A 24037-nucleotide genomic window follows, 5' to 3' on the forward strand; every position below is an offset into this window, starting at 1 on the left:
TAGAATAAATTGATCAGCGAAGCTGAAAGTAGAAAAATTAGTATTGCTTAAAAGGGTGCTCCTTCATCAGGATCATCGTGCCGGTTGGAATCCCCTGATTGCTGATTAAAGCGGTTATTTGCTTTGCTGGCAAAAGTCATGATGTTGGGATCGTTGAAAGATTCAGATGATCCGGCACTCATGAGGTTATTTCCGTAGGGGTTACCATCAAAGGAAGAGTCATCCAGATCGGTAAACTTAGTAAATTTACCGATAAACTTGAGGCGCACAGTATCCAGCGCACCATTCCTGTGCTTGGCGATGATCACCTCACCGGTACCCTGTACAGGATGGTTGTCTTCGTCTTCAGTAATGCCGTAATACTCCGGACGGTAGAGGAACATTACCATATCGGCATCCTGCTCAATAGAGCCGGATTCCCTAAGGTCGGAAAGCTGAGGTCGTTTATCACCTCCTCTGGTTTCCACTGCACGACTCAGCTGAGAAAGGGCCAGTACCGGTACATCCAGTTCCTTGGCAATGTTTTTCATAGCTCGGGAAATAGAAGCAATTTCCTGCTCACGGTTACCCTGATTGCCTTTGGTACTATCACCTGACATGAGCTGTAGGTAATCCACAATGATCAATTCTATGTTGTGCTGTGCTTTGAGGCGTCGGCACTTGGAGCGCAGCTCTCGTATGGAGAGGGCGGGGGTATCGTCAATGTAAATAGGAGCTTCAGTAAGGTCAGCGGTTTTATGGTAAAGCTGTTCCCACTCAAAATCTGCCAGGTTTCCTTTTTTTATTTTCTCACTCTCTAATTGTGCTTCAGCAGAGATCAAACGATTGACGAGCTGTACGGAAGACATCTCCAATGAGAAAATGGCTACTGCATGGCCGAAGTCAACCGCAGCATTTCGCAGCGCGGAGAGCACGAAGGCGGTTTTACCCATCCCCGGCCTGGCCGCAATAATGACTAGATCCGATTTCTGCCAGCCGGAAGTTACTCTGTCCAGCGCAGTGAAGCCGGTGGGTACACCGGTGAGGCCATCTTTGCGGTGTTTTTTAGCCTCCAGCTCAGTGATCGCATCCCGCATGATGGAGCGCATATCCGCATAGTTTTTCCGGATGTTGGACTCGGATACACTAAAGATTCTTTGCTCTACCTTATCCAGCAGATTGAAGGTATCCGTGGTGTCTTCGTAAGCTTCATGCTCAATCTCGGAGGCAATGGTGATCAGTTCTCTTTTGATCGCCATCTCCGAAACAATACGCGCATGAAACTCCACGTTGGCCGCAGAGTTTACTTTCTGAGTAAGTCCGCTGACATAAAAAGCACCACCGGCAAACTCCAGCGTCCCCAATTTACGGAGTTGATTGGTTACCGTAAGGATATCAATGGGCTCAGAGTTATCAAAGAGCTGAAGGATAGCCTTGTAAATTTCTTTATGGCTGTCTTTATAAAAACTATCGGTCTGAAGGATGTCAATTACAGTAGTAAGTGCTTCTTTTTCAAGCATCAATGCTCCCAGTACTGCTTCCTCTAGATCGGTTGCCTGAGGAGGAAGTTTACCCATAGCATTATTAACCCCAGCCTTATTGAGAATACCATCAATCCTGTTTCTTCGGTTTCTTTGGTTGGTCGCTCTACTTCCTGGATTTTCGCTGCTCATAGCTATGGTTAAAGTTGGATTGGTATACTTTAAATTTGAAGTGATTTTTAATTTACAAAATTTTATGCCTTAGTCACAACGCTTTACAAATGCATTCTTAGTTTTTTCACCTAACTCACTGACAATCATAATGTAATAATTTTAGCAGGTATATCTGCATCACTTACCCTCAAAAAAGGGAGGCAATTATAAAGAATTTTCTTCATAGAAGTAAGGAGAAAGTAGGAAGATTTTAGCCTCATTTTCCAAGTATTTTTAGCAGCTATTTTAAGCTAGATCGCCCGTATTTACCTTCTGTAAATCGTGGGTCGTCAGGTGTTTCCTTGGCTTTCAGATAGTCTTCCATATTGGTTTGGTTCCAGAAGGGTACTCTGATCAGGCTGGCGGCTTTGGCGATTACATGTGCTGAAATTGGAGAGCTAAGCACTATGAAAATGGAAATAGAGATGGTTTTGATGATGGTTTCTATCGTATTGAAGTAAATACCCACTCCGGTCAGAAGCAGGCCTAAGCCAACGGTAGAGGCTTTGGTCACAACTGACATTCGGATGTAGAAGTCAGGAAACCGAAGGATGCCTATGGAAGCAATCATCATAAACAATACACCAGATAAAATACATATGGCAGCAAGAATCTCTATCATGACTTACTTTGGTTGATCAGATAATAGGCAAAAGCAAGTGTCCCCAGAAAAGCAATCATAGATAAAATAACAGCTGCGTCAATAAGAAGGGTATCCTTACTAATGGCTGCATATAAGGCGATGATACCAATCAGGTTAAATGACATCAGATCCAATGCCGTAAGGCGGTCTACGATACTGGGTCCTTTTATGAAACGTATGGCTACCAAAACTACTCCGATAGTCATCAAAACGATGCTGATAATAAATACTGTTTCCATATTGAATTATTTTAATCTGGTAGCCATAATCTTTTTTTCAAAGCCTTGTTTAATATTTCTGCGGAAAATCTCAAGATCCCCTCCTGAATAGAGCGTATGGACATATAAGTATTTGTGATCTTCCGCTACATCAATACTTAATGTGCCCGGAGTAAGCGTAATCATATTGGCCAGCATCATAATTTCCAAATCAGTGTCTATGATCAGTGGTACTGATATTACTGCTGGCTTGAGTCGGTACCTGGGCGTAAGCACTTCATAGCTTACCCTTAAATTTGCAATGACCAATTCTTTCAGGAAAAAAAGCATCAAATGCAAAATGCTGGAAAGTTGCCTGAAGTGTTTCCTGCTGTATACTGCAGTAAGCAGCCATAAAACCAGGATGAGCAGCAGAAAAGCGACTAACGTTAGTAAACCTGAGGCATGAAACATTTCTACTTCATTGTGGAGTACAGTAGCAGCGATGATAGCGATCAAGAAATTTATAATGTAAAACCACATACCTTTAAAAATATATTTTTCAGCATTTGTTTAGCATTTATTGTCCCAGCACATTCTCTATGTACTCCTGCCGATTCAAAAGCTGCCCGGCAGCAGACTCTGACCAATGAATAAAAGGCTCAACATAGAAGCTCATAATTAGTACCACAAGCATTAAGAGGATGATAGTAGTGTACATGCCTTTATGTTTTGCTACAAAATAAACTTCCTTCTTTTCATCGTTATGCCCTGTCTGCCCTCGGGGCTTTGCTTTTAAAAATACCTGAAGCCATACCCTGCTTATGATGTATAAGGTTAGCAAACCCGTAAGTAATGATATAGCTACTATCAAATAGTCTCCACTGATGAGTCCGGCTTGTGCCAGCGCGTATTTTCCCCAGAAGCCGCTTAATGGAGGGATTCCTGAAAGAGACATAGCAGAGAGAAAAAAGCAGGTGGATAAAAGCGGTAACCTTTTGTACAATCCCCCCGAACGGTCTAATGCAAACGTGTCGCTGCATTGCCCTATCAGCCCACCGATGAAGAAAAGGTTAGATTTGACAAATATGCTGTGTAATATATAAAAGATTGCCCCGGTAACTGCCGCTACTGTCCCTATGCCCAGGCCCATTACCATATACCCCATATGGCTGATGATGAGGTAAGAGAGTATTTTGCGATAATCTTTTTGGGCAATCGCTCCCATGATACCAGCCAGCATGGTAAGCCCTGCCACGATCAATATCAGTTGGCGTAGTGAAGGGCTATCCGATGGAAAGATGAAAATAGCCGTACGGAATAGCGCATAAATACCCACTTTGGTGAGTAAGCCTGCAATGATCGCAGAAATTGCAATAGGAGGGGTATGATAGGAGGCAGGTAGCCAAAAAAACAGGGGGAAAAGCGCGGCTTTGATGCCAAAGCTGGTAAGGAAAAAAAGAAAGCCCACATACACCAAAGGGGTAATTTCAGCAGCATGCAATTGTACCGAAAGCTGAGCCATATTTGTGCTTCCTGTGATGCCATATAGAATTCCGATGCCCGCCAGAAAAAGGGCAGAAGCGATAAAATTGATGGTTACGTATTTTACAGCACCTTCCAACTGCCCTTTTTCACCTCCCAAAGTAAGCAGCACAAAGGAGGCGATAAGCATTACCTCAAACCAAACATATAAGTTAAAGATATCGCCGGTAATCAAGGCCCCGTGTATGCCAAATAGCATGAGTAAGAGCGCCGGATAAAAGCCAAATTGTTTACGCTCATGCGTGACACTGGTATGTGAAAGAGAGAAAAAATGGATGACTAACCCCAGTATTGCACTGGCACAGAGCATCAGCGCACTGAGCATGTCTACAATCAGGGTAATGCCAAAGGGAGCTTTCCAGTTACCTGCCTGTATGCTGAGCATTCCCTGCTCCTGAACCTGCTGAAAGAGCATGAAGCTTCCCAAAAGGGTAATGAGCGTGAAAAACAGGTAGATGGCCTTCTGTGCTTTGAGTCTTTTCCAGAAGAAGATACACAGTATGCCCCCGAGGAAGGGCGAAAGCAATGGAGTAATTATCATCAATGTTTCAGACATCCTCCTCCTCTCTGTCAGTAGTTTTTAGTTGATCCAGATCACTGGTTCCCGTCACATTATATACCCGTTTGAGTAGTACAATGGCAAAAGCCTGTATACCTAACCCGATAACAATGGCAGTCAGAATAAGTGCCTGGGGCAGGGGGTCAGCCAACTTATCAACTGCCGGGTTTCCATCATGTACAAATGCCGGCATGGCTCTCGTAATACCTCCGGCAGAGAAAAGGAAAAAATTACTGGCATGCGCAAATAAGATTATGCCCACAACCAGCTTGATAAAGCTTCTTTGCATCAGTAGGTAAAGTCCTGCTGCATACATAATACCCGTAATGCTTGCCATGATGACTTCCATCATTTACTATTTTCAAAGAGGTTAAAAGCTATTTTTAAAGTAATACCAATGACCAGCAGATAAACACCCAGGTCAAAGAGGGTAGGGGTTCCTACTTTTCCAATAAGCGGAATGTTAAAGGTTACCCACATACCTTCCAGAAAATGCTGACCAAGAAATAATGGAAGTAGCGCAGCTGAAAGTGCCGATAAAAGTCCGCTTCCGATAAGCATAAAAGCATTGATTCTATATTTTTTTTGCGTCTTATCTATTCCGAAGGCCATCATATGGAGGATAAAGCCAATAGATGCGATCAGCGCAGCAATGAAACCGCCTCCCGGCTGGTTGTGCCCCCTGAAGAACACATAAACAGAGATCATGATAAATACAGGCAGTAAGATACTGATGGCTTTGGAAAGTATAACAGTTCTCATTTTTCGTGTTCTTTTAGGTTAAGACTGCTCAGCGCCAGTATGCCAATGGCAGTAATTGCCAGTACAGTAATCTCTCCCATAGTATCTAGCGCTCTGAAGTCAATCAGAATCACATTCACTACATTTTCGCCTTTCGCTTTGGGAACACTCTGACTGAGGTAATACTCTTTGAGGGCTGATTTGACAGGCACTTCATGTATGCTCAGCAGAATAAAGGTCATCATTGCTCCAAAAAGCAGGGATAAAGCTAGCTGGCTAAACTTCCTTTTTCCGCTGATGGTAATCAGCTTTCTGGGTAAGCGGTTCAGTATCAGCATAAAAAATACTAAAGTGATGGTTTCCACCAGAAACTGGGTCATAGAGACGTCAGGAGCACTGAAAAAAACAAAGACTGATGCTACGCCAAAGCCCAGCATGCTGGCAGCAATCAGCAGGTTAAGCCGGGAGCGTGTCCTGAAAATGATATACATACCCAGAAAGATGAGCCCATAAGGCACAAATTCGTAAAGCCTTTCTGCTAAGACAGGTATCTCTAATGTAAGCTCTTGGGGAAAGAGACCCTGTAGTATGTAGGTACTCCCTGTCACCAATACCAAAAAGCTGAAAATAGTAAAAATGTAATTGCGTAAGTAACCATTCTGCAAGCTGTTGCTTACTTTTACTGACAGACGATGGAGCATAGCCAGGCAGTGATAATACAGACTTTCAGGCGCTAATTGATAAGAATGGCCCATAAAATCAAATGCTGCACGAAGCCTGTCTTTGATGCTGAAAAGAGTAAAACCTATCAGGTAAGTAAACAGGCTTAGTCCCAGTACCCATGTAAAGCCATGCCAGAGAGATAGGTCTATTTCACTTTCTTTTCCGATGATGTTTCCCACTGTAGGAGTAAGCAGGCTGATATTTAGGTCATAATTAATAAACCCAAAGCTCAACCCAGCCCCCGCCAACAATACGGGGGGGAGCCACATGGACCAGGGTGCAGCATGAGGTGTTTGGGGAGGACTTTCAGCTTTATGTCCAAAGAATATGCCCCAGGCAATCATTAGGGCAATGGTTACATAAAGTGCACTACTGATAAATGCAGCCGTGGTAAGAAGTACTGCCAACTCCGGGGCATGCAAAGCAGACTCATAAAGCTTCTCTTTTGCAATGAAGCCTAATGCCGGAGGTAAGCCCGCCATTGAAAAGCTAGCCATGACAGCTGCCGAAGCAGTCCAGGGCATCTTTGAGGCTAGCTTGCCTAGTTTTCTGATATCTTTAGTGCCTGCTTCATGGTCAAGGTTTCCAGCTACCAGGAATAGTGCTCCCTTGTAAAACGCATGAACCAACAGATAAAGCAAGGCAGCTTTCAAAGCAAGCTCAGTACCTATTCCAATGGCAGCTACCATTAGTCCTAGTGCGCTTACCGTAATGTAAGCCAGTATGCGCTTGATATCAAACTGTATGAATGACATGAGCGCAGCGAACACCATCGTGACACTGCCCACAATCATCAGCGTAACAGACCAGCCCTCAATCCCTGATAAAATAGGCTGAAACCGGAAAAGTAAAAAGATTCCTGCTTTTACCATGGTAGCGGAGTGCAAATAGGCGCTAACAGGTGTGGGAGCTGCCATGGCATTTGGTAGCCAGAAATGAAAAGGAAACTGGGCTGATTTTGTGAAGCTCCCCAAAAGTACCAGGATCAATATTGCATTGAGATAAGGACTGTCCTGAATCCCAGCACGCAGTATTTCCTCTATAGCAAAACTATCCGCAGCCATTCCAATCAATATTAAGCCTGCCAATAATGCCAAGCCTCCTCCTGCTGTGACTAGTAATGCCTGCATGGCAGACTTACGGGCTTCTCCTTCTTCATGATTATATGCGATCAATAAAAAAGAGCTTACGCTGGTAAGCTCCCAGAATATATATAGCTGGATCAGGTTACCAGAAAGTACCAAGCCTAGCATGGAAGCCATAAAAGTGAGCATATACGCAAAAAAGCGATTGGCATGCTTATCGCCTTCCATATAAGCAGTACTGTAGAGCAGAATCAGCGCACCAAAAATGGTGATAAGAAGCGCAAAAAAAAGGCTGAGGCCATCAAGGTAGAAAATCAGCTCTACGCCCAGGGAAGGTACCCATTCGTAAGTGAATGACAATTGCTGGCTGGCATCTACTGCACTCCAAAATGAAAAGAAATATCCGGCAAGGCATGTAAGCACTGCCGCCGAGACATAACCCAGTACCCTGGGAGTCTGACGATATAGTATTGCGCATATTAAGGCTAGAATGTAGCCAGTGAGAACTGCTGTAAGCATGAGGTTAAAAAATAAGGCTCAGCACAAAATGTACTAGGTCAACTAAAGCAGGTAAAAGTTGTTTGTTCCAAACCTAAATCTTCAGTAATGCTTCCAGAAAGTTCATATTATGATTTTTCTCTTTGACGATAAAAACAGGGATATTATTATCATAATGCAAAATGTGTTCGGCGACACTCCCCAGAAGAATAGAAGCAGCAGCAGTTCTTCCCTGTGAACCTATCATAATCAGGTCAACATCTCTTTCTACAGCAAAATCATTAAGCTCATCATGAACCTTATCATCATCGCTTAGGGTATAATGCATTTCGCACATGTTATCATCTATATGGTGCTTCTTGAAAAATTTCTGAGCATCCTTTTCTGCATGCCCTTTCATGATTTCGGCAAATTCTTCGTAGCTCTTGCCCGTTTTATGATAGCCATGAGGAACCGTGTAAACATTATGCCCCAGTATTTTTACATTATTATTTTTTTCTCTAATGTGTATCGCCTGTTCCAATGCTCTTTTAGAATTTTCAGAGAAATCGGCAGCCACCATGATGCTACGAATCTGAATGTCCGCGCTTTTGGGGACAAAGATTACTGAGCAATGGCTTAACTCAGCAATTTTTCCCTGGTTGATTTTAGGCTTACCATTCTGGGTATGTTTACCCAAAATAATAAGGTCTACATTTTTACGCTTAGCATATTTGAGCACTGTATCAGTAGGTTTCCCTTCCAGTATGTCAATATGCTCTGTGGTATTATCGTCTTTACTGTAATATTTGTAAACAGTGTCTTTTACCTGATGCTTGATCGTTTCATCTACGGGTGCCAACACATCATGAAACTTTTTGGCTACATCCTGAGGTAGGTTTAAATCTTTGGCGGCATGCAAAAAATACACACTGTCAGCCTCAGCGATTTTTGCTATTTCAGAGGAATACCTGATCACGTCTTCGTCCATAGCACTAAGATCCACACACACCAAAATTCTTTTAAGCTGGTACATAGGTTTGTATTTACTTTTAAAAGTTAGGTTAAATCATTGTCCGTTCAGCCGCTACCTCCAGCTAACAAATAAAAATAACTTATTTCATAGCCAGAAAATAATTTTCCTATTTTAATAAAAAATTATCATTCCTGGGCCAAAGCTTTGTTTTTATACACCAATTCATGCCATAGATAGTAAGTCACATCACTTGCTTATCAGGGGCAGTGATTTGTCGCTAAGGGTTTTTGTCTTAATTTTGAAACGATAAATTGGAATTGAGGAGATTTAATCAATCAGAATTTTTATGCAAAACAACATTTCCCGGGTACACTTTATTGCTATTGGTGGTAGTGTCATGCACGACCTGGCCCTGCACCTCGCAAAAAAAGGTATGAAGGTAAGCGGATCCGATGATGAAATTTATGATCCTGCCAAGTCAGCTCTAGAGGCTCAGGGGCTTCTACCAGAGCAATTCGGGTGGTATCCCGAGAAGATAACTGAAGATATTGACGCTATTCTCCTGGGAATGCATGCCCGCCCCGATAATCCTGAACTCAAAAGAGCGCAGGAACTGGGATTAAAGGTTTATTCATATCCCGAATATATATATGAGCAAAGTAAAGACAAGCAGCGCATTGTGATCGCAGGTAGTCACGGCAAAACTACTATTACTTCCATGATACTGCACGTGCTCCAGTTTCTTGACAGGGAGTTTGATTACGTGATCGGGGCCAAAACAGCTACTGTAGAAGGCTTAGTGAAGCTTAGCGACGCTCCCATTATTGTGATAGAGGGTGATGAGTACCTGACATCTCCGCTTGACCCCTCACCCAAATGTCTTAAATATCAGCACCATATCGGCTTGATCAGTGGTATTGCCTGGGATCATTTCAATGTTTTTCCCACGCTGGACGATTATGTGAAACAGTTTGAGTTATTTGCCGATGCTTCTCCCAAAGGAGGCTCATTGATTTACTGCGAGGAGGACGACCTGGCTACCATGATCGGGGGTAAAGAAAGAGCGGACGTCAATCGTATTGAGTACAGAGCACATCCGCATGTGGTGAAAGATGGTGTAACCTATCTGAAGACCGATGAAGGGGAGGTGAAAATACAATTGTTTGGCTATCATAATATGCAAAATATCAGTGGGGCTCTGGAAGTCTGTACGAGAATAGGAGTGCTGAAAAAAGATTTTTACAGCGCCCTTCCTACCTTCGGAGGAGCCAGCAAAAGATTAGAATTGGTAGCTTCCAATACACATACCTCTGTTTTTAAAGATTTTGCGCATGCGCCCTCTAAGCTTTTAGCTTCTTCAAAAGCCGTGAAACAGCAGTATCCCGATCGTGCTTTGGTCGCCTGTATGGAGTTGCATACGTTTAGCAGTCTTAATAAAGACTTCATTACGCAGTACCAGGATACGCTGAACGATGCGGACATTGGCGTGGTGTATCATAATCCTGAAGTATCGCGCCATAAAAAGCTGGAACCTCTTACTGACGCGCTCATCAAAGAAGCATTTAACAGGCATGACCTCAAAATATTTACGGATAGCCAACGTCTGAAAGAATTTTTAGAAGGGCAGGACTGGGCTAATAAAAATTTGCTGCTTATGAGTTCGGGTAATTACGGAGGCATAGACCTGGATACCTTTGGTAAGTCTATCGTTGCAAATAATCAATAGTTGTTTACAGAAAAATAATCATGAAGCTAAAGCTAAAGAATCCTCTCGCATTTTTTGACCTTGAAACTACTGGTACAAACGTATCCAACGATAGGATCATTGAAGTTCATATCATCAAGATGAAGCCCAATGGGGAGACAGAAGAAAAGAATTTACGTGTAAATCCTCAGATTCCTATTCCTGAAGAGTCAAGCCTGATTCACGGTATTTATGATAAGGATGTCAAAGACCTGCCACCATTTAAAGCGATAGCTAAAGAACTACATAAATTTCTGGAAGGCTGCGATCTTTCTGGTTTCAATATCATCCGCTTTGACGTACCTATGCTGGTTGAAGAGTTTCTTAGAGAAAACATAGATTTTGATGTGAGTAACCGAAAGTTAGTAGACTCTCAGAAAATTTTTCACCTGATGGAAAAGAGGACCTTATCTGCCGCTTATGAGTTCTACTGTAAAAAGTCGCTGGAAGATGCCCACAGCGCTGAAGCTGATACCCGGGCTTCTATGGAGGTTCTTTTTGCCCAGATAGAAAGATATCAGGACAAACCTGTGGTAGATGCTAAAGGAAATCCACTAGGTACTATCAAAGATGATGTAAACTCCTTGCACAATATCTCCAGCACCAAAATGGTTGACCTGGCCGGACGCTTTGTTTTTAACGATCAGGGAGTGGAAGTTTTTAATTTCGGAAAATTTAAAAATCGCCCTATCCTGGATGTATTACAGTCAGAGCCAGCTTATTACGATTGGATGATGCGTGGGGATTTTCCACTGGATACCAAAAGAAAGTTAACAGAAATCAGGTTGAGGAGTTTTAAATACAAGCGCTAGGTACTTTTTTTTAATTTAGTATTCGTTGCCTTTTTGCTTTTAGTTGATTCCAATCATTACTACTTTGATAGTAAAATTTACAAATACACCACACCAAACAACCTGTAACACATGGCTAAAACCATTATTGTATCCAATCGCCTGCCGATAAAAATACAGCGAAATGAAAAAAGACAGCTAGAATATCATACAAGTGCCGGGGGGCTGGCTACTGGCCTGGGCTCCATTTATAAAGAAGGTAATAACCTTTGGATAGGGTGGCCAGGTCTGGTTTCTTCCCGCAAAGATGAAAAAGCCGAAATCACGGAGGCGATAGCCAAAGAAAGTATGATTCCGGTTTTTCTTACCGAAGATGATATCAAGGATTTTTATGAAGGTTTTAGTAATGAAACCCTTTGGCCAAATTTTCACTACTTTATTCAGTACGCCATTTATGACCCCAAGCTTTGGGAAGCTTATAAGCGCGTTAACCGTAAATTTGCCGATGAGATTGCTAAAAAATGTGATCCGGACGATACCCTGTGGATACATGATTATCAGCTGATGCTGGTTCCCGGTATGTTAAGGGAGCGTTTTCCTGACGCAAGCATTGGCTTCTTCCTGCATATTCCTTTCCCTTCCTACGAAATCTTTCGTCTGCTACCCTGGCGGAAAGAACTGCTCAACGGTGTGCTAGGCTCCGACCTGATCGGCTTTCATACTTACGATGATATGCGCCACTTCCTGAGTTCGGTGAGCCGTCTGGCAGGGCTGAGCAATACCCAGGGACAGGTTGTGGTCGGCAACCGCACGGTGATGGTGGATTCCTTTCCGATGGGGATTGACTACGATAAGTATGCTGAAGCAGCTGCTTCACCCGAAGCATTGGAGCGCGAGGTACATTATCGCATTTCCTTAGGAGACCAGAAACTGATACTTTCTATTGACCGACTGGATTATTCTAAAGGAATACCACAACGTCTGAAAGCTTTTGAGCTGTTTTTTGAACGTTACCCCCAATACCGAGACAAAATCTCCCTGATCATGGTAGTAGTGCCTTCCCGTGACCAGGTAGGAAAGTACAAGGAGCTGAAAGAGGAAGTAGACAGACTGGTAGGGCGTATCAATGGTCGGTATGGTAAAATTAACTGGACTCCGGTACACTTCTTTTACCGCTCTTTTCCGCTGGAAGAACTTTCGGCTTTCTACCGTATGGCAGACGTGGCACTGGTAACTCCCATGCGTGATGGTATGAACCTGGTGTGCAAAGAATTTATTGCCAGCAAAATCAATAAAAAAGGGGTATTGATCCTGAGCGAAATGTGCGGAGCCTCCAAAGAGCTCTCTGATGCTATTTTGATTAATCCCAATGATATGGATCAGATCGTGGAGGCCATACATCGTGCACTTACCATGCCTGAGTCGGAGCAAATTCTGCACAATACCAATATGCAGAACTCTCTGAAGCGTTATAACATCTCCCATTGGGTAGATCTATTTATGACCAGCCTGAATAACATCAAAAAAGCCCAGGGAGGCATGCAAACCAGGAAACTTGATGAGTTGTCAATGGAAAAAATGCTGAACACCTTCTCCAAAGCTGATCACCGCCTCATCTTCCTGGATTACGATGGTACACTTACCGGTTTTCATCCTGACCCCAAGGATGCCAAGCCTGATGATGAACTGAGGGGAATTATTAAAAAGCTTACTAAAGAAGAGAAAAATAAAGTAGTGATCATCAGTGGAAGAGACAAAGGTACGCTGCAGGAGTGGCTGGGTGATCAGCAGGTAGATATCATTGCTGAGCACGGCGTATGGATGCGTGAACATGGTAAGGATTGGCGTACAATTACCGCCATGAAAAATAGTTGGAAAAAAGAAATTTTCCCGGTACTGGAGCTTTATGTAAACCGTACTCCCGGCTCATTTATTGAAGAAAAGGATTATTCTCTTGTCTGGCACTACCGCAAAGTGGAGACAGGATTGGGAGAACTGCGTACCCGGGAGCTGACCAGTCACCTGAAATACTTATCTTCCAACAGTAATTTGCAGGTACTTGAAGGAGATATGGTAGTTGAAATCAAAGACAGAGAAGTGAATAAAGGACGTACGGCATTGCAGTTCCTCAACCAGTATGAGCATGATTTTGTGATTGCTATTGGAGACGATTTCACCGATGAAGATACCTTCAAAGCCATGCCTAAGGATGCTTATACCATCAAGGTGGGAAGCAAGACTTCTGCTGCCCGCTTTAGCGTCAACACTTTTACTGATGTGCGGGATTTGTTGAAAGCATTACAGGCGTATTAAAAGAAGTAGTAAAAGAAAAAGCAAAGCCGGAAGATAGTTTTCCGGCTTTTTTATTTTCAGCTAAACTTAAAGCTTATTTTCCTTACTCCAGAAAATCAGGAGTATCTAGTTTTGTTGCAATTCTGAAGGCCGCATTCACCAAGCCTACATGACTGTAAGCCTGAGGGAAATTACCCCACTGGCTGCCGGTAGCAGCGTCTACATCTTCACTAAACAGACCCAGATGATTGCTGTAACCCATGATATTTTCAAAAGTACGTGCCGCCTCATCCACACGGCCTACACAGGCTAAAGCTTCTACATACCAGAAAGCACAAATCAGAAAGGTAGTCTCAGGCATACCGAAGTCATCCATGTGAAGATAACGATAGAAAAGACCATCTTCCGATTTCAATTCTTTTTCCAGACTCTTTAAGTGATTCTTGGCTCTGTCCGAATTGCCATCCAGATAATTCATCATGATCAGCTGCAAGGTGCTGGCATCCAGGTTTTTGGTCCCTACTGCCTGGGTATATACGCCTCTGCTAGGGTCATAGCACTCTTCAATTTTGTCAACAGCCGCTTGCTTGAGCTTGGTCGCTTTTTGCTCCAGTTTATAATCTTTAAGTCTTTTTGCAATTTTTATTGCCGCTGAGCTTCCCGCCCAGTGGAAGAGATACGTGTAGCAATGGTACTGACTCAGGTCGCGAAACTCCCAAAGTCCGGCATCAGGCTCATACATCACTTCTTCAATCTTTCGTAGTACATCATACACCAGGTTCTGAGAGCCGGTACGCTCATCATTAATAAAACGGTGGTCAACGTACAATGGAAGTAGAGATAACAATACCTGTCCATATACATCATTTTGTATATGTTCATAAGCCTGGTTTCCTACCCTTACCGGCTGATTCCCAAGGTAACCTTTCAGGTCCATAATTTTCTCTACCAGCAGATCACTACCACTAATGGAGTAGAGAGGCTGATAACGACTCTTCTGGCTGGCAGAGATGTTGGCGATATAGTAAAAATATCGTTCCAGCTCTTCAAAGTGTCCGATATGGTTGAAGGCAGTGAGCGTGTAATATGTATCGCGGAGCCAACAATAGCGGTAATCCCAGTTTCTGCCGCTGCCCGGCGCTTCGGGTAAGCTTGTAGTGGTTGAGGCAATGATCCCTCCGGTATCTTCAAACTGGTGTATTTTCAAAACTAAAGCAGAGCGAATCACCTGCTGCTGGTAAAAATCGCTGATACTGGTACTCTTCACCCAGTGTTGCCAGTAGTTGACAGTTTTTTGCTGGAAAATCTCAGAAGTACTTTCTACCGGAGCTTCCAGTGGTGCGCCATAGGTCAGTACCAGATAACGTGTGTCATTGAGTACAAAATGCTGCTCTTCCATAATGTAAGTCAATGAGATATTGGTAGTTAGCCTGATCTCACTCTCCAGGCCAAGGAATTTGATATGATTGCTGGCCTGGTTCATAGAGGGTTTCAAACCTCCATACTCGCCCACTGGTTCGCATTTTACTTTCACCCGAGGTGTCCCGGAAAGCGGCTCTATTTTGCGGACCAGCATCAGGGGCTTAAAGTAGCGATCGTACTGGAAGAAGCGGGGAGCAAAGTCAGTAACCCTGTATTTACCATCTGCATTTTCTATCTCTGTACAAAGTACATTAGTATTTTCAATATAATATTGGTGAGATTTATAAGTATCAGAAGAAGGTAAAATGCTGAACTCTCCGCCTTTTTCATCATCAAGAAGGCCTCCGAAAACAAAGCTACTGTCAAAGCGAGGCCAGCATAGCCAGTTAACATTGGTATTCTTATGAACTAGCCCCAGAAAAGCGCAGTTTCCAATTACGCCAAAGTCGTATGTGTGTTTGCTCATGCTTAAATCTTGATTTTTCGCATATTAGACATCTCCCAAGAGAAATCAAATAATTCTAGTTTGATATATAAGTATCCTATTACATACAAAAGAAAGAACGCGTCTTTTTGTTAACATACATTAGGACGTAGAAAAATTTATATTAATTTGATTTTTGTCAATATTAAAATTGTATCACACATGTACTTACTTGCAAATAATCCATACGCTTCATTAATTTAAGCTTTAGCGATCTTAATTGTTGATTACCTATGAAAATATTAGCCATCGGTCGGAATTACGCCGAACATATAAAAGAATTGAACAATGAAAGCTCTGGTGAGCCGGTAGTCTTTATGAAGCCGGATACCGCCTTGCTCAAAAATAATGAACCCTTTTACTACCCTGATTTTTCCAATGACATACATTTTGAAGTAGAAATTCTGCTAAAAATTGCAAAAGAAGGTAAGTACATACAGGAGAAATTTGCACACAAATATTACGAAGAAATTGGCATAGGCATTGATTTTACGGCTCGGGATTTGCAACAGAAAGCCAAAGAGAAAGGCCTTCCCTGGTTGCTGGCCAAAGGATTTAACGGTTCTGCGCCTATCTCAGAATTTGTGCCTAAAGATCAGTTTGACCTGGGAAATCTCAATTTTAGTCTGAAAGTAGATGATGAGCTCCGACAGCAGGGAAATACGAACATGATGCTATTCAAATTTGACTTTTTGGTTAGTTATCTGTCTAAGTATTTTACCTTAAAAAAGGGAGATATCATCTTTACTGGAACTCCCAAAGGGGTTGGGCCCATTGAGAAAGGGAAGATCTTAACGGCTTATATAGAGGACAAAAAAATGTTGGAGTGTGAAATCAAATAAACTTACTTTACTTCTTTCTTTAATTTTAGTTTTTAACAGCTTTAGCTCTCTCAAAATGGCGGATTCTACCTCAGCCGAGCTTGCCATAGATGAGGATTATTATATCTTCCCTATCAATCCGGGACAAAGAAATTATCTCTCCGGTAATTTTTGTGAACTCAGAAGTTCTCACATGCATGCCGGTCTGGATATCAAAGTGGGCGGAGTAGTAGGTGCACCGGTACATGCCGCAGCGGAAGGATATATCAACAGAATCAAAATCTCATGGGGTGGTTATGGTAATGCGCTTTACCTTCAGCACCCTAATGGTACTACTACCGTTTATGCTCACCTGGACCAGTTCAACGATAGAATTGCTGAATATGTGCGTGAGGCACAGTATAGAAACCAAACTTTTGATATTGAGCTTTTTCCAGACAAAGAGGACCTCAAGGTGAAAAGGGGAGAAGTAATAGGAAATGCAGGTAATTCGGGTTCTTCCGGAGGCCCCCACCTTCATTTTGAGATACGAGATGCTAATCAGGTGCCTTTGGACCCGCTGCAGTATAACTTTAGCGAGATTGTTGATAATGTAGCGCCTTATGTGCGTAAAGTAGCTCTGGTGACTTTGGATAAAGATTCACGGATCAATGGTCAGTTTGGTAGGTTTGAGTTTCCGGTGCGCAGCAATGGTAATCGCTATGAAGTAAGTGAGAACATCAATGTACATGGTAAGGTAGGGGTAGAAATCGCTGCTTTTGATCGTGCCGATGGAGTGCGCAATGTATACGGTGTCACGGCTACAGAAATGTCCTTTGATGGAGAGCCTCAATTTAGTTACCTCACTGATAAACTGGCTTTTTCCCAGACCAAAAATATTCATGTATTTACCAATTATGAAGAGCGATATCGCCAGGATCGTACTTTTTTTAAGCTGTATGTAGATGATGGTAATACTTTACCAATCTATAAAACTTCAAGAAACCAGGGTAAACTTATTATCAAAGACAATGAGCAGCATCAGGTAGATGTAAAGCTTACCGACCACTACGGTAACAGCAGCAGCTTAAGATTATCCCTGAAGGGTAAAAAACCTGAACCGGAAGATAATTTCAAGGTCAGCTATTTCAGTAAGCCTTACAATAATAAAAATTATCACGTTCGTGGTAATACCCTGCAACTGTATGTGCCGGTAGAAAAAGATCCTGAAGGAATGTATGAGCGTAAACTAGCCAAGTTTTTCGCCAACCGTATGGATTATGAAGAGCCCCCTGCCTATGTGGTAAATGATATGGCCATTTATCTCTGGGACTTAAGACGTGGCACACCAGACTCCGTAGATTTTTGCGGAAGTAAAGAAAAGCTGCCTATTAAAATGAAAGTGCCTGCTTATAATGCTTTCAGTTTTTACCAACCGGAGATGGACATCTACTTTTCAAAATCTGCTTTGTTTGATACGCTTTACCTCACTACCAACTATACAGTAGATGCCGATCGTGAGATTTTTACTGTGCATGAAGATAACACCCCGCTGAAAGGTAGTATCAATATTAAGCTAAAGCCCAAAATGCTTCCTTCCGGACCTAAGGAGAAAATGAATGTATATCGCTTGTCCAATTCTGGAGATTTGAGCTATGAAGGAGGTGAATGGAGTGGCAATACCATCTCATTCAACACTCGCTCCTTTGGAGATTATGTGCTGGCGACCGACACGATCTCTCCAGTGATTACTCCTATCAATGTGAGTTCCAAGCAGCTCAAATTCAAGATTGAAGACCAGATGTCCGGTATCAAAAGTTACAATATGTATGTGAATGGAAAATGGATTTTGATGCGCTATGACTACAAATGGGATGTGATCTGGACTGAAGCTGACGATGACAGGCTTAACCTAACAGGTGATTACAAACTAGTAGTAGAAGATAATGTTGGGAATGAAATGGAGTTTACAGGTAAAATATGAATTGAATAGGGTTAAGGCGCGATGGCGTCGTAGTTTTTGTATTGGACTGTAAAACTTTCTTTTATGGGAGACATAGTTTCTACAACTAAATTTTGAAACCACAAGTACATTCCATAACACCATAATGAAATTCAGACCCCATAAAGACATCATTGCCATCGTTGTTTTTGTTGTGGTTTTTCTTATTCTTTGGCTTTTCTTTCGCTGACGGTCTAGCCATAGCTATATGTTTTTCATTCTTTCTAAAACTTTATATTTCCTGATTATGCCAGTCACATTAATTGTGCTGGCATTTTTATTAAGCTGGTTTTACAAAAAACACCGCCGTTTCTTTCTATTAGCCGGGCTGATATTACTACTGGTGTTTACCAATTACTTCTTGAGTAATGCCTTGTTGCGTTGGTGGGAAGTTCCGCCCACTCCACTAAGCGAACTTCCAAACTATGAAGTAGGAATAGTTTTGGGAGGAATTACTTCAGACAAAGAACCAAGAGACAGAGTGCATGTAAGCGGAGCTGCCGACAGGATATTGCATGCCATGCATCTGTACCGGATAGGAAAAATTGATAAGATATTAATCAGTGGAGGATCGGGTAAAATCCTGAAAGATAGTATTCCTGAAGCTGAGCTACTTAAGGAAATTTTGCTGCTCAGCAAAGTGCCGGAAAGTGATATTATAATTGAAGCTTCTTCCCGAAACACTCATGAGAATGCATCTTTTAGTGCTGAAATTTTAAATGAGAAGTATGTTAATGAAAAGTACCTGCTCATTACTTCAGCTTTTCATATGCGCAGAGCCGAAGCCTGTTTTAAAAAAGCGGGCCTTGAAGTAGATCCCTTCAGCGTAGACATGAAAGGAAACGAATTTGAGTTTACGCCCGACGAACTTATTATTCCTACCTCTGCGGCAATCGGTAACTGGGAGGTAGTCATTCGGGAGATAGTGGGTATGCTGGCCTACAAAGTCTCCGGCTACATCTGATCATTTGTGAATATAAGCGGAAAGTAATAAATTCTATTTTTTTGAATCTTAACCCATTTTTCCATGATCAATACATTAGATCTTAATTTTTTAGAGATCAAAAGAGCGATTGCTTCTTTTCTTTTAGAAACCTCTGAGGGGCCAGTACTTTTTGAAACCGGTCCTTATAGCACTTTTCCACATCTAGTGGAGCAAATCAAAAGTGCAGGTTATGCTCCAACCGATATCAAACATGTATTTCTTACCCACATCCACTTTGACCATGCAGGAGCAGCCTGGGCATTTGCGAAACAGGGGGCTAAAGTTTATGTGCATCCTTTCGGACTAAAACATTTGGCTAATCCTGAAAAGCTATGGAATTCAGCTAAGCAAATTTATAAGCACGATATGGAAAGACTCTGGGGAGATATGCAGTCTATTCCTGAAGAGCAACTCAAAGCGGTGGAGCATGAAGAGACAATTAGCATTGGAGATACACAGATAAAAGCCTGGCATACCCCCGGCCACGCAGTACACCATATTGCCTGGCAGGTAGGTGATATTGTATTTACTGGCGATGTGGCAGGCGTCCGGGTAAATCCTGAAAATCAGGTGGTAGAGCCTCCCTGCCCTCCGCCGGATATTAATGTGGAAGACTGGCTGGATTCTATCAAAACCATCCGTGAGCTAAAGCCACAAGCCTTGTACCTGACTCATTTTGGAAAAATAGAAGATATCAACTGGCATTTGGATGAACTGGAAAAAAGATTGATCGACTGGAGTAACTGGATAAAAACCAAGATGGAGTTAGGGAAAAACGTTGAAGAAACCGTACCTCAGTTTAAGGAGTTTGTGGCTAATCAATTGAAAGATATGGGTGTTAGCGATAATGCCATCCGGCAATACGAGGCAGCCAACCCTTCTTACATGAGCGTAGCAGGACTTATGCGCTACTGGAAGAAGAAAAAAGAAAGAGAGCAGGCTTAATAGCTGCTCTCGTTTATTTTGGTCTTGCCTCTGTAAGTCCAGTAGATCAGCGAAGTGTAACCCAGTACGAAGGGCAAACCCCAGATTGCCACAAAAAACATGGTCCGTAAAGTATAATCAGTAGAAGAACCATTATAAATATCCAGATTATAGTCTGGTGATAAGCTGGAAATCATCATATTAGGAAAAATACCCAGGGCGAAAAGCCCGATGATAGCGCCCATCGTACAGGCTGATGAGATGAAAGTCTGCATGGGTTTATCTTTTGCCAGTGTACGAGGAATATTAGCTATAGACAATAAGTTGAGCAAAACAATCAACCAGGCCAGGATAGAAATTAATGTATGATGCTCAGCTACCAGTTCATGATATGCTCCCGGAAGTTCTATCAAACCAAAGGAAAAGTTAGCGACCATTTCTGGTCTTAAATAAAGCGTAGTAGCAGTAGTAATGGCAAACATAATTACAAATAGAATGTAGCTACTCCTTATCCACCCTTTCACCTGATTTTGAAGGGCTCCTTCAGTTTTTAAATTCAGATAAATGGCACCATGCATAGTAAACATTGACAGGTTAAATAGCCCGGTTAGGATAGTATAGGGAGTGATTAAGTCAAAAAAAGTACCCTGGTATACTTTATCCGAGCCTATGGCAAAACCCATCACAACATTTCCGATAGCAATTCCAAACAGTATGGCTGCGAGTATAGAGCCTATGCTAAAGCTGACGTCCCAGGTACTGCGCCACCTTTTGCTGGGTTCTTTGCTACGAAACTCTATGGATACTGCTCTAAAAATAAGCGCAATGAGCAGTAGCATGAAGGGGAGGTAAAAACCTGAAAATGCAGTGGCATAGACTTCCGGAAATGCCGCAAATAGTGCTCCCCCTGCCGTAATCAGCCAGACTTCATTCCCATCCCATACAGGTCCGATTGAGTTGAGCATGATGCGCCGGTCATGGTCTCCTTTACTGAAGAGGTGTAGTATACCCACTCCCAGATCAAAGCCATCCAGGATAGCATAACCTACCAATAGCAAACCAATTAATATGTACCAGATTACATTAAAGTCCATAGTATGATGATTTTACTTGATCAGTTTTGTCAAAGGATCAATGCGCTCTTCACGATGCTGATAGGTCTCAGGGCCATGCGTATAATCCTCAGGTCCATGCTTTATCTCCCTGTCCAGCACATATAACCAGACAAAGAAAAGCAGCGTGTAGACGATGAAAAACAGAATTAATGAGATCAACACTTCAGGGGCGGTGACAGATTTGGATAAACCATCAGATGTTCTCAGTAAATCCTGCACAATCCAGGGTTGTCTGCCTCTTTCCGCCGATACCCAGCCCGCCTGATTAGCAATGACCGGAAGGGCCACGAGTGGAACATATAGCTTCATCAGCCAGCTTTTATCAAATAGTTTTTTCCTGAAAAGGAGAAAAAGGCTAAGCAGCGTCAACAGAATGAAAAACATTCCTAGGGCTACCATAAGGTGATATGTCTGAAAAACCTGGGCTACCGGAGGCCAGTCCTCCTCAGGAAATTCTTCCAGCCCTGTTACTTCCGCATCAAAATCACCGTACAGGAGAAAGCTCAAAAAACCAGGAAGTTCAATGCCATAAGTTTGTTTTGCTTCAGGGTCAGTCCAGCCGATGATAGAAAGTGGTGCAGCTTTTTGAGTCTCATACAAACCTTCAAAAGCAGCTAGCTTGGCCGGCTGATATTCTCCTACCACCTGCGCATGATAGTGGCCAATTGCCGGTTGGATAAGTGAAGCAATGGCGGCAACAATCAGGGCCAGAGAAAAAGAACGATAGGCAAACTCAAGGTTACGTTTTTTGATGATAAAGTAAGCCGCCACACTCATGATCAGAAATGCTCCCTGTATCCATGAGCCTACTACTACATGAAAAAAGCGCACCATAGAGGAAGGGTTGAAAACTACCCCCCAGAAGTCGGTAATCACAGCACGGGTATAGCCGTCAGCTGTGACAGCAAGCTCGTAAGCTACCGGAGTTTGCTGCCAGGAGTTGGCCACCACTATCCAGAAGGCTGACATCGTAGAGCCCAGGGCTACCATGCAGGTGGCAAAAAGGTGCATACCTGGTTTTACTCTGTTCCAGCCAAAAAGTAGTATCGCCAAGAATCCGGACTCCAGAAAAAAGGCAAAAATACCTTCGGCAGCGAGGGGAGAACCAAAAATATCGCCTACAAATCGTGAATAGGTAGCCCAGTTGGTACCAAACTCAAACTCCATGACAATACCTGTTGCTACGCCTATGGAAAAATTGGCTGCAAATATCTTGATCCAGAATCGGGTAATAGACTCGTATATCTTTTGGCGAGTGATATAATATAATGTCTCATAGATAACCAGCAGTAAGCCCATCCCAATGCTGAAAGGAGGGAAGATGTAATGAAACATGATCGTAAAGGCAAACTGCAATCGTGATAAAAACTCAACGTCCAGATCCATGATTGGCTTTTTTGTGTAGTATATAAATAAACAATACGCCCAGGCTGAAAGCCAGGCCACAGATAATTTTCACAAGCTTGGTAAAGGAAAAGTCAAAAACTGTTTCCGGGAAAGGGAGCCTGGTCATAAACTGATAAAAAATCATGGTGGTAAAGACCAGGATAAACACTTGCTGAATAGGGGGCATCTGTCTCAAGTGCTTCATAAAAATGACTAGCGTTTGGGGGTGAAGCTACAGCCCAATCTTTGTATTTACAAAAAGTATTCATAGAATTCTTATACTAAAAAGCTGTTCCTTTATAGCTATAATTTTAATTGCGAATTACCGAAAAAATGAAAATACTGTTACTTTCTGATACTCACAGTTATATAGATGATTCTATCATTTTCCATGTGCAGCAAGCAGATGAGATTTGGCATGCCGGGGATATAGGTGATTTTTCTTTGGTCCGGAAATTAGAAGAAATAAAACCACTCAGGGCAGTGTACGGAAATATTGACAGTGAAATGGTGAGAAGAGAATTTCCCGAAGATTTATGGTTTGAGAGAGAGAGGCTAAACATCTGGATGACACACATTGGAGGCTATCCTCCCAAATACAATAAGCGGGTAAGAAAAATACTGGCCGAAAGGCAGCCTGATTTATTTGTTTGTGGGCATTCTCATATTCTAAAAGTGGTCAGGGATCAGGAAAGAGAAGGGATGTTATGCCTGAACCCCGGAGCAGTGGGAAGGCAAGGCTTTCAAAAAGTACGCACCATGCTTCGCTTTGAACTACTACAGGGGCAGATCAAGCAGATGGAAGTGATAGAATTGGGTAAAAAATAGAAAAGACATTCCTTTTCGGGAATGTCTCTTATAAGATTGATGAGATATTGATTTTACTCCTCTTTCTTGTCTTCTTTATCTTTTGCTGCTTCTTCCTTTTTAGCCTCAGCTTTCTCTGCCTTTGGAGAGTCTGCTTTCTTGCTTCCTCCCTTTTTCTCAAATTCAGCTTTGATAGCATCAACATCTACCGTTTTAATAGGAGGCTGCTTGGTAAGCTGCTTTATTTTATCCTGCCTCTTTTTGGCATTTGCTTTATTTCTTAGTCCTTTTCTTTTAAGTCTGGTAACACCCATGGCTTTATATCCTTATAGTTTCTATGATTCCGAAATGAGGTGCGAATTTAATAAATCACATTTATTTATAAAAGTATTTAGCAATCCATCCGGCGAAATAGTTTCAAAAACCCAATTTTATACTCAGCTTATACTTTTCTCCTTCATAAATTTGCATCTATTTGACAGGGCAGATGTTGGGAATTCACTACAAAATAGCGGCTGATAAGTAAACTTTTCTCAAACTACCGGTAGAAAGTTAAGCAGAAGCTTGGCGAGTAATTAGCCTAATGATATGGTTTCTTATGCTTAAGTAGTGATTCTATCAGGTTTATGTTAATTTCAACTGTAAATCAAGATAAAATATAGGTTG

Annotated in this window: 22 protein-coding genes; 8 read left to right on the forward strand and 14 right to left on the reverse strand. The window is 42.3% G+C overall.

Annotated elements, in window-relative coordinates:
* Nucleotides 1–47: 47 nt before the first annotated feature.
* The 9 genes from dnaB to WJR50_RS04520 all read right to left on the reverse strand — a co-directional run bounded on the left by dnaB (nt 48) and on the right by WJR50_RS04520 (nt 8679).
* Nucleotides 48–1652 (reverse strand): replicative DNA helicase, encoded by a 1605-nt coding sequence (gene dnaB, locus WJR50_RS04480; protein WP_341292033.1) that lies wholly within the window; start codon nt 1650–1652, stop codon nt 48–50.
* A gap of 262 nt (nt 1653–1914) precedes the next feature.
* Nucleotides 1915–2295: a monovalent cation/H(+) antiporter subunit G gene (gene mnhG / locus WJR50_RS04485; protein WP_341292034.1), complete on the reverse strand. Its 381-nt coding sequence runs from the start codon at nt 2293–2295 to the stop codon at nt 1915–1917.
* Complete coding sequence (locus WJR50_RS04490) at nt 2292–2555, reverse strand: MrpF/PhaF family protein (protein ID WP_341292035.1); 264 nt, start codon at nt 2553–2555, stop codon at nt 2292–2294. Before WJR50_RS04490 ends, mnhG begins: the two co-directional genes overlap by 4 nt.
* 6 nt (nt 2556–2561) lie before the next feature.
* Complete coding sequence (locus tag WJR50_RS04495) at nt 2562–3056, reverse strand: Na+/H+ antiporter subunit E (protein WP_341292036.1); 495 nt, start codon at nt 3054–3056, stop codon at nt 2562–2564.
* A gap of 37 nt (nt 3057–3093) precedes the next feature.
* Nucleotides 3094–4614, reverse strand: coding sequence for a proton-conducting transporter transmembrane domain-containing protein (locus WJR50_RS04500; protein ID WP_341292037.1), 1521 nt, complete (start codon nt 4612–4614; stop codon nt 3094–3096).
* Entirely contained in the window at nt 4607–4954 is a 348-nt protein-coding gene (locus WJR50_RS04505; RefSeq protein ID WP_341292038.1) for an NADH-quinone oxidoreductase subunit K, read from the reverse strand. The genes WJR50_RS04500 and WJR50_RS04505 overlap by 8 nt, the downstream gene beginning before the upstream one ends.
* Nucleotides 4955–4965: 11 nt before the next feature.
* The gene (locus WJR50_RS04510; RefSeq protein ID WP_341292039.1) at nt 4966–5379 is read right to left on the reverse strand and encodes a Na+/H+ antiporter subunit B; all 414 of its coding nucleotides are present in this window, start codon (nt 5377–5379) and stop codon (nt 4966–4968) included.
* On the reverse strand, nt 5376–7685 hold the full coding sequence (mbhE, locus tag WJR50_RS04515; RefSeq protein WP_341292040.1) for a hydrogen gas-evolving membrane-bound hydrogenase subunit E: 2310 nt from the start codon (nt 7683–7685) through the stop codon (nt 5376–5378). The genes WJR50_RS04510 and mbhE overlap by 4 nt, the downstream gene beginning before the upstream one ends.
* A gap of 73 nt (nt 7686–7758) precedes the next feature.
* Nucleotides 7759–8679 carry a universal stress protein gene (locus tag WJR50_RS04520; protein ID WP_341292041.1) on the reverse strand — a complete coding sequence of 307 codons (921 nt, stop codon included), beginning with the start codon at nt 8677–8679 and terminating at the stop codon, nt 7759–7761.
* Nucleotides 8680–8965: 286 nt separating this feature from the next.
* Here WJR50_RS04520 and WJR50_RS04525 point away from each other — a divergent pair, with 286 nt between their 5' ends.
* From WJR50_RS04525 to WJR50_RS04535, 3 genes are all read left to right on the forward strand, one after another.
* Nucleotides 8966–10345 (forward strand): UDP-N-acetylmuramate--L-alanine ligase, encoded by a 1380-nt coding sequence (locus tag WJR50_RS04525; RefSeq protein WP_341292042.1) that lies wholly within the window; start codon nt 8966–8968, stop codon nt 10343–10345.
* A 20-nt stretch (nt 10346–10365) separates the two neighbouring features.
* Nucleotides 10366–11175 (forward strand): exonuclease domain-containing protein, encoded by an 810-nt coding sequence (locus tag WJR50_RS04530; RefSeq protein ID WP_341292043.1) that lies wholly within the window; start codon nt 10366–10368, stop codon nt 11173–11175.
* A gap of 111 nt (nt 11176–11286) precedes the next feature.
* Complete coding sequence (locus WJR50_RS04535) at nt 11287–13467, forward strand: bifunctional alpha,alpha-trehalose-phosphate synthase (UDP-forming)/trehalose-phosphatase (protein ID WP_341292044.1); 2181 nt, start codon at nt 11287–11289, stop codon at nt 13465–13467.
* Nucleotides 13468–13549: 82 nt separating this feature from the next.
* Here the strand turns inward: WJR50_RS04535 and WJR50_RS04540 are convergent, their stop codons facing one another.
* Nucleotides 13550–15334, reverse strand: a complete 1785-nt coding sequence (locus WJR50_RS04540; RefSeq protein WP_341292045.1) for a glycoside hydrolase family 15 protein — start codon at nt 15332–15334, stop codon at nt 13550–13552.
* Nucleotides 15335–15585: 251 nt separating this feature from the next.
* Here WJR50_RS04540 and WJR50_RS04545 point away from each other — a divergent pair, with 251 nt between their 5' ends.
* From WJR50_RS04545 to WJR50_RS04560, 4 genes are all read left to right on the forward strand, one after another.
* Nucleotides 15586–16194 carry a fumarylacetoacetate hydrolase family protein gene (locus WJR50_RS04545; protein WP_341292046.1) on the forward strand — a complete coding sequence of 203 codons (609 nt, stop codon included), beginning with the start codon at nt 15586–15588 and terminating at the stop codon, nt 16192–16194.
* A gap of 55 nt (nt 16195–16249) precedes the next feature.
* Nucleotides 16250–18136 carry a M23 family metallopeptidase gene (locus WJR50_RS04550; protein WP_341292047.1) on the forward strand — a complete coding sequence of 629 codons (1887 nt, stop codon included), beginning with the start codon at nt 16250–16252 and terminating at the stop codon, nt 18134–18136.
* Nucleotides 18137–18401: 265 nt separating this feature from the next.
* Nucleotides 18402–19118 carry a YdcF family protein gene (locus tag WJR50_RS04555; RefSeq protein ID WP_341292048.1) on the forward strand — a complete coding sequence of 239 codons (717 nt, stop codon included), beginning with the start codon at nt 18402–18404 and terminating at the stop codon, nt 19116–19118.
* Nucleotides 19119–19181: 63 nt separating this feature from the next.
* Nucleotides 19182–20084 (forward strand): MBL fold metallo-hydrolase, encoded by a 903-nt coding sequence (locus WJR50_RS04560; protein ID WP_341292049.1) that lies wholly within the window; start codon nt 19182–19184, stop codon nt 20082–20084.
* Here the strand turns inward: WJR50_RS04560 and cydB are convergent.
* The 3 genes from cydB to WJR50_RS04575 are packed head-to-tail and all read right to left on the reverse strand — an operon-like array spanning nt 20081 to nt 22769.
* Nucleotides 20081–21157, reverse strand: a complete 1077-nt coding sequence (gene cydB / locus WJR50_RS04565; RefSeq protein WP_341292050.1) for a cytochrome d ubiquinol oxidase subunit II — start codon at nt 21155–21157, stop codon at nt 20081–20083. The genes WJR50_RS04560 and cydB overlap by 4 nt on opposite strands.
* 12 nt (nt 21158–21169) lie before the next feature.
* Nucleotides 21170–22564: a cytochrome ubiquinol oxidase subunit I gene (locus tag WJR50_RS04570; protein WP_341292051.1), complete on the reverse strand. Its 1395-nt coding sequence runs from the start codon at nt 22562–22564 to the stop codon at nt 21170–21172.
* Entirely contained in the window at nt 22548–22769 is a 222-nt protein-coding gene (locus WJR50_RS04575; RefSeq protein WP_341292052.1) for a hypothetical protein, read from the reverse strand. Before WJR50_RS04575 ends, WJR50_RS04570 begins: the two co-directional genes overlap by 17 nt.
* A gap of 128 nt (nt 22770–22897) precedes the next feature.
* On the opposite strand from WJR50_RS04575, the gene WJR50_RS04580 reads away from it, so the two are divergent.
* Nucleotides 22898–23392, forward strand: coding sequence for a metallophosphoesterase family protein (locus WJR50_RS04580; RefSeq protein WP_341292053.1), 495 nt, complete (start codon nt 22898–22900; stop codon nt 23390–23392).
* A gap of 53 nt (nt 23393–23445) precedes the next feature.
* Here WJR50_RS04580 and WJR50_RS04585 read toward each other — a convergent pair whose 3' ends face one another.
* Nucleotides 23446–23685 (reverse strand): hypothetical protein, encoded by a 240-nt coding sequence (locus WJR50_RS04585; RefSeq protein WP_341292054.1) that lies wholly within the window; start codon nt 23683–23685, stop codon nt 23446–23448.
* Between the last annotated feature and the right edge of the window lie 352 nt (nt 23686–24037).

Origin of the sequence: Catalinimonas locisalis, from assembly GCF_038039535.1 — a bacterium.
Taxonomy (GTDB): Bacteria; Bacteroidota; Bacteroidia; order Cytophagales; family Cyclobacteriaceae; genus Catalinimonas.

Excerpts from the sequence above, each read along its gene's own strand:
- WJR50_RS04490 (WP_341292035.1), bottom strand. The coding sequence starts at position 2,555 with ATGGAAACAGTATTTATTATCAGCATCGTTTTGATGACTATCGGAGTA.
- WJR50_RS04585 (WP_341292054.1), bottom strand. The coding sequence starts at position 23,685 with ATGGGTGTTACCAGACTTAAAAGAAAAGGACTAAGAAATAAAGCAAAT.
- WJR50_RS04550 (WP_341292047.1), top strand. The coding sequence starts at position 16,250 with ATGGCGGATTCTACCTCAGCCGAGCTTGCCATAGATGAGGATTATTAT.
- dnaB (WP_341292033.1), bottom strand. The coding sequence starts at position 1,652 with ATGAGCAGCGAAAATCCAGGAAGTAGAGCGACCAACCAAAGAAACCGA.
- mnhG (WP_341292034.1), bottom strand. The coding sequence starts at position 2,295 with ATGATAGAGATTCTTGCTGCCATATGTATTTTATCTGGTGTATTGTTT.
- WJR50_RS04500 (WP_341292037.1), bottom strand. The coding sequence starts at position 4,614 with ATGTCTGAAACATTGATGATAATTACTCCATTGCTTTCGCCCTTCCTC.
- WJR50_RS04570 (WP_341292051.1), bottom strand. The coding sequence starts at position 22,564 with ATGGATCTGGACGTTGAGTTTTTATCACGATTGCAGTTTGCCTTTACG.
- WJR50_RS04505 (WP_341292038.1), bottom strand. The coding sequence starts at position 4,954 with ATGGCAAGCATTACGGGTATTATGTATGCAGCAGGACTTTACCTACTG.
- WJR50_RS04495 (WP_341292036.1), bottom strand. The coding sequence starts at position 3,056 with ATGTGGTTTTACATTATAAATTTCTTGATCGCTATCATCGCTGCTACT.
- cydB (WP_341292050.1), bottom strand. The coding sequence starts at position 21,157 with ATGGACTTTAATGTAATCTGGTACATATTAATTGGTTTGCTATTGGTA.
- WJR50_RS04555 (WP_341292048.1), top strand. The coding sequence starts at position 18,402 with ATGCCAGTCACATTAATTGTGCTGGCATTTTTATTAAGCTGGTTTTAC.
- WJR50_RS04540 (WP_341292045.1), bottom strand. The coding sequence starts at position 15,334 with ATGAGCAAACACACATACGACTTTGGCGTAATTGGAAACTGCGCTTTT.
- WJR50_RS04525 (WP_341292042.1), top strand. The coding sequence starts at position 8,966 with ATGCAAAACAACATTTCCCGGGTACACTTTATTGCTATTGGTGGTAGT.
- WJR50_RS04580 (WP_341292053.1), top strand. The coding sequence starts at position 22,898 with ATGAAAATACTGTTACTTTCTGATACTCACAGTTATATAGATGATTCT.
- WJR50_RS04520 (WP_341292041.1), bottom strand. The coding sequence starts at position 8,679 with ATGTACCAGCTTAAAAGAATTTTGGTGTGTGTGGATCTTAGTGCTATG.
- WJR50_RS04545 (WP_341292046.1), top strand. The coding sequence starts at position 15,586 with ATGAAAATATTAGCCATCGGTCGGAATTACGCCGAACATATAAAAGAA.
- WJR50_RS04575 (WP_341292052.1), bottom strand. The coding sequence starts at position 22,769 with ATGAAGCACTTGAGACAGATGCCCCCTATTCAGCAAGTGTTTATCCTG.
- mbhE (WP_341292040.1), bottom strand. The coding sequence starts at position 7,685 with ATGCTTACAGCAGTTCTCACTGGCTACATTCTAGCCTTAATATGCGCA.
- WJR50_RS04535 (WP_341292044.1), top strand. The coding sequence starts at position 11,287 with ATGGCTAAAACCATTATTGTATCCAATCGCCTGCCGATAAAAATACAG.
- WJR50_RS04510 (WP_341292039.1), bottom strand. The coding sequence starts at position 5,379 with ATGAGAACTGTTATACTTTCCAAAGCCATCAGTATCTTACTGCCTGTA.
- WJR50_RS04560 (WP_341292049.1), top strand. The coding sequence starts at position 19,182 with ATGATCAATACATTAGATCTTAATTTTTTAGAGATCAAAAGAGCGATT.
- WJR50_RS04530 (WP_341292043.1), top strand. The coding sequence starts at position 10,366 with ATGAAGCTAAAGCTAAAGAATCCTCTCGCATTTTTTGACCTTGAAACT.